Source organism: Streptomyces montanus (assembly GCF_005786655.1).
In the GTDB taxonomy this organism is placed as follows: Bacteria; Actinomycetota; Actinomycetes; order Streptomycetales; family Streptomycetaceae; genus Streptomyces; species Streptomyces sporangiiformans.
Genome location: NZ_VBZC01000138.1, coordinates 1 through 5180, shown reverse-complemented (window position 1 = coordinate 5180; position 5180 = coordinate 1). Strand labels below are relative to the sequence as shown.

General features: G+C 70.3%; 5 protein-coding genes and 1 pseudogene. 1 reads left to right on the top strand and 5 read right to left on the bottom strand.

Annotation, left to right across the window (positions count from 1 at the left end):
• From FE633_RS46660 to FE633_RS46650, 3 genes are all read right to left on the bottom strand, one after another.
• On the bottom strand, window positions 1-367 hold a 367-nt coding region (locus tag FE633_RS46660; RefSeq protein ID WP_342791283.1), incomplete at its 3' end, for a biotin/lipoyl-containing protein.
• A gap of 56 nt (window positions 368-423) precedes the next feature.
• Window positions 424-1812, bottom strand: coding sequence for a dihydrolipoyl dehydrogenase (gene lpdA / locus FE633_RS46655; RefSeq protein WP_138051224.1), 1389 nt, complete (start codon window positions 1810-1812; stop codon window positions 424-426).
• A 240-nt stretch (window positions 1813-2052) separates the two neighbouring features.
• Window positions 2053-3594 carry a leucyl aminopeptidase gene (locus tag FE633_RS46650; protein ID WP_138051223.1) on the bottom strand — a complete coding sequence of 514 codons (1542 nt, stop codon included), beginning with the start codon at window positions 3592-3594 and terminating at the stop codon, window positions 2053-2055.
• A gap of 310 nt (window positions 3595-3904) precedes the next feature.
• Between FE633_RS46650 and FE633_RS49085 the strand changes: the two are divergent.
• Window positions 3905-4153, top strand: a pseudogene (locus FE633_RS49085) (hypothetical protein); the annotation flags it as partial.
• Between the two features lie 20 nt (window positions 4154-4173).
• Here the strand turns inward: FE633_RS49085 and FE633_RS46640 are convergent.
• Both FE633_RS46640 and FE633_RS46635 read right to left on the bottom strand, forming a co-directional pair.
• Entirely contained in the window at window positions 4174-4758 is a 585-nt protein-coding gene (locus tag FE633_RS46640; RefSeq protein WP_138051222.1) for an RDD family protein, read from the bottom strand.
• A 108-nt stretch (window positions 4759-4866) separates the two neighbouring features.
• The coding region (locus FE633_RS46635; protein WP_171060414.1) for an adenosylcobinamide-GDP ribazoletransferase at window positions 4867-5180 on the bottom strand (314 nt) is incomplete at its 5' end.

Below are 5180 nucleotides of genomic sequence, written 5' to 3'. Positions count from 1 at the left end.
CGGCCTCGGCGGTCGGGGCCGGCGCGGGGGCGGCGGCCTCGGTGGACGGGGTGGCCTGCGGGGCAGGCTCCGGAGCGGCCGCGGGAGCGGGCTCGGCGGCCGGAGTCGGAGCGGCGGCATGGGCGCCAGAGCCGTCGTCGATCAGGGCCAGCTCGGCGCCGACCTCGACCGTCTCGTCCTCGGCGACCTTGATGGAGGCGAGCACGCCGGCGGCGGGCGAGGGGATCTCGGTGTCGACTTTGTCGGTCGACACCTCGAGCAGCGGCTCGTCGGCCTCGACGCGCTCGCCCTCGGCCTTCAGCCAGCGGGTGACAGTGCCCTCGGTGACGCTCTCGCCGAGCGCCGGAAGGGTTACGGAAACCGCCATGGTTTCTGTTGCTCCTTAGGAATTGCGGAAGTCTGTGTCGTCGCGCCCGAGGGCTGTCAGTCGTGCGAGTGCAGCGGCTTGCCGGCCAGAGCCAGGTGGGCCTCGCCCAGCGCCTCGTTCTGGGTCGGGTGGGCGTGGATGAGCTGCGCGACCTCGGCGGGCAGCGCCTCCCAGTTGTAGACCAGCTGGGCCTCGCCGACCTGCTCGCCCATACGGTCACCGACCATGTGGACGCCGACGACGGCACCATCCTTGACCTGGACGAGCTTGATCTCGCCCGCGGTCTTGAGGATCTTGCTCTTGCCGTTGCCCGCGAGGTTGTACTTCAGAGCGACGACCTTGTCCGCGCCGTAGATCTCCTTGGCCTTGGCCTCGGTGATCCCGACGGAGGCTACCTCGGGGTGGCAGTACGTCACCCGGGGCACGCCGTCGTAGTCGATCGGCACGGTCTTCAGACCGGCGAGACGCTCCGCCACCAGGATGCCCTCGGCGAAGCCGACGTGCGCGAGCTGGAGCGTCGGGACCAGGTCACCGACGGCCGAGATCGTCGGCACGTTCGTCCGCATGTACTCGTCGACCAGGACGTAGCCGCGGTCCGTCGCGACGCCCTGCTCCTCGTAGCCGAGGCCGGCGGAGACCGGGCCGCGGCCGATGGCCACCAGCAGCACCTCGGCCTCGAAGGTCTTGCCGTCGGCGAGGGTCACGCGGATACCGTCCTGCGTGTACTCGGCCTTCTCGAAGAAGGTGCCGAGGTTGAACTTGATGCCGCGCTTGCGGAAGGCGCGCTCAAGAAGCTTGGAGCTGTTCTCGTCCTCGACCGGCACGAGGTGCTTCAGGCCCTCGATGACCGTGACATCCGTACCGAAGGACTTCCAGGCGGAGGCGAACTCGACGCCGATGACACCGCCGCCGAGGATGATCGCGGACTGCGGGACGCGGTCCAGCGTCAGCGCGTGGTCCGAGGAGATGATGCGGTTGCCGTCGATCTCCAGACCCGGCAGCGACTTCGGCACGGAGCCGGTCGCCAGGAGGACGTGGCGGCCCTGGACGCGCTGCCCGTTCACGTCGACGGAGGTGGGGGAGGACAGTCGGCCCTCACCCTCGATGTAGGTCACCTTGCGGGAGGCGACCAGGCCCTGCAGACCCTTGTAGAGGCCGCTGATCACGTCGTCCTTGTACTTGTGGACGGCCGCGATGTCGATGCCCTCGAAGGTGGCCTTGACGCCGAACTGGTCGGCCTCGCGCGCCTGGTCGGCGATCTCGCCGGCGTGCAGGAGGGCCTTCGTAGGGATACAGCCGTTGTGCAGGCAGGTACCGCCGAGCTTGTTCTTCTCGATCAGGGCGACGTCAAGGCCCAGCTGCGCTCCGCGCAGGGCCGCGGCGTAACCGCCGCTACCACCGCCGAGGATCACTAGGTCGAAAACGGTGCTGGCGTCGTTCGCCACGTCACGTCCTCCATGCATGTGCGCCGTAACGCCGGGCCCCTGTGTCTCATTCCGGGGATGTCCGGTCGGTCGGCTGGTGTCCGGCCGCTCTTTCTTCGGCCCTGTGGTGGGGGCCCTGTCCTGCCGAGACCCCATCTTTGCACTTGTCTGTGGGACCTGGGACGCCGGGCCGCTGTGTGAGACGTCCCACTGTCCGTCCCCGCGCCCCGTCAGGGGCGCGGGGAGACAACCATGCGTGCCTCAGCCCAGGTCGCCCTTTGCCGTCAGCTCGGCCAGGCGGACCAGAGTGCGGACCGCGGAGCCCGTGCCGCCCTTGGGGGTGTAGCCGAAGGGGCCGGACTCGTTGAAGGCCGGGCCCGCGATGTCGACGTGTGCCCAGGTGAGGCCCTCGCCGATGAACTCCTTCAGGAACAGGCCGGCGACCAGGCCGCCGCCCATCCGCTCTCCCATGTTGGCGATGTCCGCGGTGGGGGAGTCCATGCCCTTCTTCAGGTGGTCCGGCAGCGGCATCGGCCAGGACGGCTCGCCGACCTCCTCGGCGGCCTCGACGACCGCGGTGCGGAACGCGTCGTCGTTGGCCATGACACCGAAGGTGCGGTTGCCCAGCGCGAGGACCATCGCGCCGGTCAGGGTCGCCACGTCGACGATCGCGTCGGGCTTGTCCTCGGAGGCCTTGGCGAGCGCGTCGGCGAGGACCAGACGTCCCTCGGCGTCGGTGTTGAGGACCTCGACGGTCTTGCCGCTGTACATACGCAGCACGTCGCCGGGGCGGGTGGCGGAGCCGGAGGGCATGTTTTCCGCCAGTGCCAGCCAGCCGGTCACGTTGACCTCCAGGCCCAGGCGCGCGGCGGCGACGACGGCGGCGAACACGGCGGCGGCGCCGCTCATGTCGCACTTCATCGTCTCGTTGTGCCCGGCGGGCTTGAGCGAGATGCCGCCCGAGTCGTAGGTGATGCCCTTGCCGACGAAGGCCAGGTGCTTCTTCGCCTTGGAGGACGTGTACGACAGCTTCACCAGGCGGGGCGCGGACGCGGACCCGGCACCGACGCCGAGGATGCCGCCGTACCCGCCCTTCTCCAGCGCCTTCTCGTCGAGCACCTGAATCTTGATGCCGTGCTCCTTGGCCGCGGCCTGCGCGACGGCCGCGAACGCCTCCGGGTTCAGGTCGTTCGGCGGGGTGTTGACGAGGTCGCGGGCGCGGTTGAGCTCCTCGGACACGGCGGTGGCACGCTCGACCGCCGCCTTGTACGCCTTGTCGCGGGGCTTCCCGCCGAGCAGCGTGACCTCGGCGAGCGGGGCCTTGCCGTTCTTGCTGTTCTTGCCGTTCTTGCCGTTCTCCTTATACGCGTCGAAGGCGTACGCGCCGAGCAGCGCGCCCTCGCCGATGGCGCCCACGGCCGGGGCGTCCGTGACGGGCAGGGCGAACGCGGCCTTCTTCGAGCCGGCGAGCGCGCGGGCGGCGACGCCGGCCGCGCGGCGCAGCGTCTCGGTGCCGAAGGAGGTGTCCTTGTCGGGCTGCGCACCGAGACCGACCGCCAGCACGACCGGTGCCTTGAAGCCGGACGGCGACGGCAGCTTCGTCACCTCGCCCTCGCCACCCGAGGCGCCGAGGGTCTTCAGAACGCCGGCGAGCCCGCCGTCGTACGCCTTGTCCACGGCCTCGGCGCCCGGCGCGACAACCAGGTCCCCGGACTTGGAGGCAGCGGCCTTGGCGACACCGACGACGATCGCGTCGGCCCGCAGGCCGGGCGCTGCGGCGGTGCTGAGAGTGAGAGCAGTCACGGTGGTGAAATCTCGCTTTCATTGAGTTGCTGCTGCGGCCGAGGACGGTGGGTCGGCCGGGCCCGTTGGCAGACCCTGGAACGCGGCGGATCCACAGGCCGGACCGGACCGGAGGGGTGCCGTGCACGAGCCTACGCGCGGTGTGGGGTTTTGCTCATTCGGGCGACCGTTCCCGCGCGACAGGCGGCCGTTCATCCCAGTTTCGCGGTGTGGCCACTTCTCACCGTCACTTCTGGTGACCTGAGTCACACTTCTTAGGTCTGCCGTGAGGGGTCGGCTCACCGCGGCCGCCGCTCTGGCGGCCGCGGGCATGCTGGCGCAGCTGAAGAACACCGGCATCCCGTACACCAGGGTCGACCTCGACGACTCGGGCCGCCCGACGATCGACGAGGCGTTCCTGAGCGACACCGTGGACGGCGCCCCACGCGCCAGGTACCAGGGCGTCGTCCTGCCCAACGAGGCGCCGTTCGGCGCGGGTTCGGCCGAGCAGACCGCTCTGGAGACGTACGAGAGGACCTTCGGCATCCCGCAGGTCGACGCCTACACCTGGGCGTCACCAGCCTGGAGCCGGCCCGAGGATCACCAGGTGGGCGCGGGTGCGGGAGGTGGCGGCGGGGCCATCCGCAGGCCGCTGACCGATGTCCCGGCCACCCGGTCCGCGAGGGAACGGCGGGCCGGGGAGAGGACGGGCAGCGAGTTCAGGAGGAAGACGGCCACGGCGACGGTCCAGCACACGAACGAGAGCATGAACATGCCCTCGACCAGCAGACAGCAGGCCAGCGCGTACAGGCCGACGTCGGCCGTGGTCGTCACGGCCGCGCGCAGGGCGGCCCGGCCCGGCGGGCACGCGGTGACCTTCAGGCCCACCAGGGCCTTGCCGAGGGTGCGTTTGGAGAGGGCGAGCGCCGCCCACTGGTAGAGGAAGGTGACGAGCACCAGCAGCCCGAAGGCCTGCTCGACGTACAGCACGGACTTCCGCCAGAGCGAGTTCCCGAAGTCCGCGGAGGCGTCGACGAGATCACCACGCGAGGTGAGGATCTCCCAGCCGCTCGCCGTCGCGAGGTCGGGCACCTCCGTCACGAGTGCGGATATCCGGTTGAAGGTGAACACGGCGAGCGCGGTCGCGAGCGCGAGCACCAGCCCGAAGTCGACCAACCAGGCCAAGGCGCGACGGATTTTGGGCACAGCTGTCCCCCGATCAGCATCAGTTGTCCGGTCGAGTCATCCGGTCGAGAGTCATCCGGTCGACAGAACAAGCTAGACGGTCTGCTTTCAGTTCAGGGCCAGAACGAGCAAGGAAGTTGTCGCCGCCGTCTCGGCCAGCCCGCCGAACACATCGCCCGTGACACCGCCGAACCGGCGGACGCAGTGCCGCAGCAGCAGTTCGGACGCGGCACAGGCGGCGAGCACGGCGACCGCACCACGGACGATGCCGTACGTCTCGACGCCGTACGTCCCCATGCCGTACGTCCCGAAGAGCGCGCCCGCGCCCGCGGAGGCGCCCGTGACGGCGGCCGCCGCGAGAAGCGCGCCGCGCACGGGGACCGTGCCCGCGACCGCGGCGCCCAAGCCGTCTGGGCGGGCCG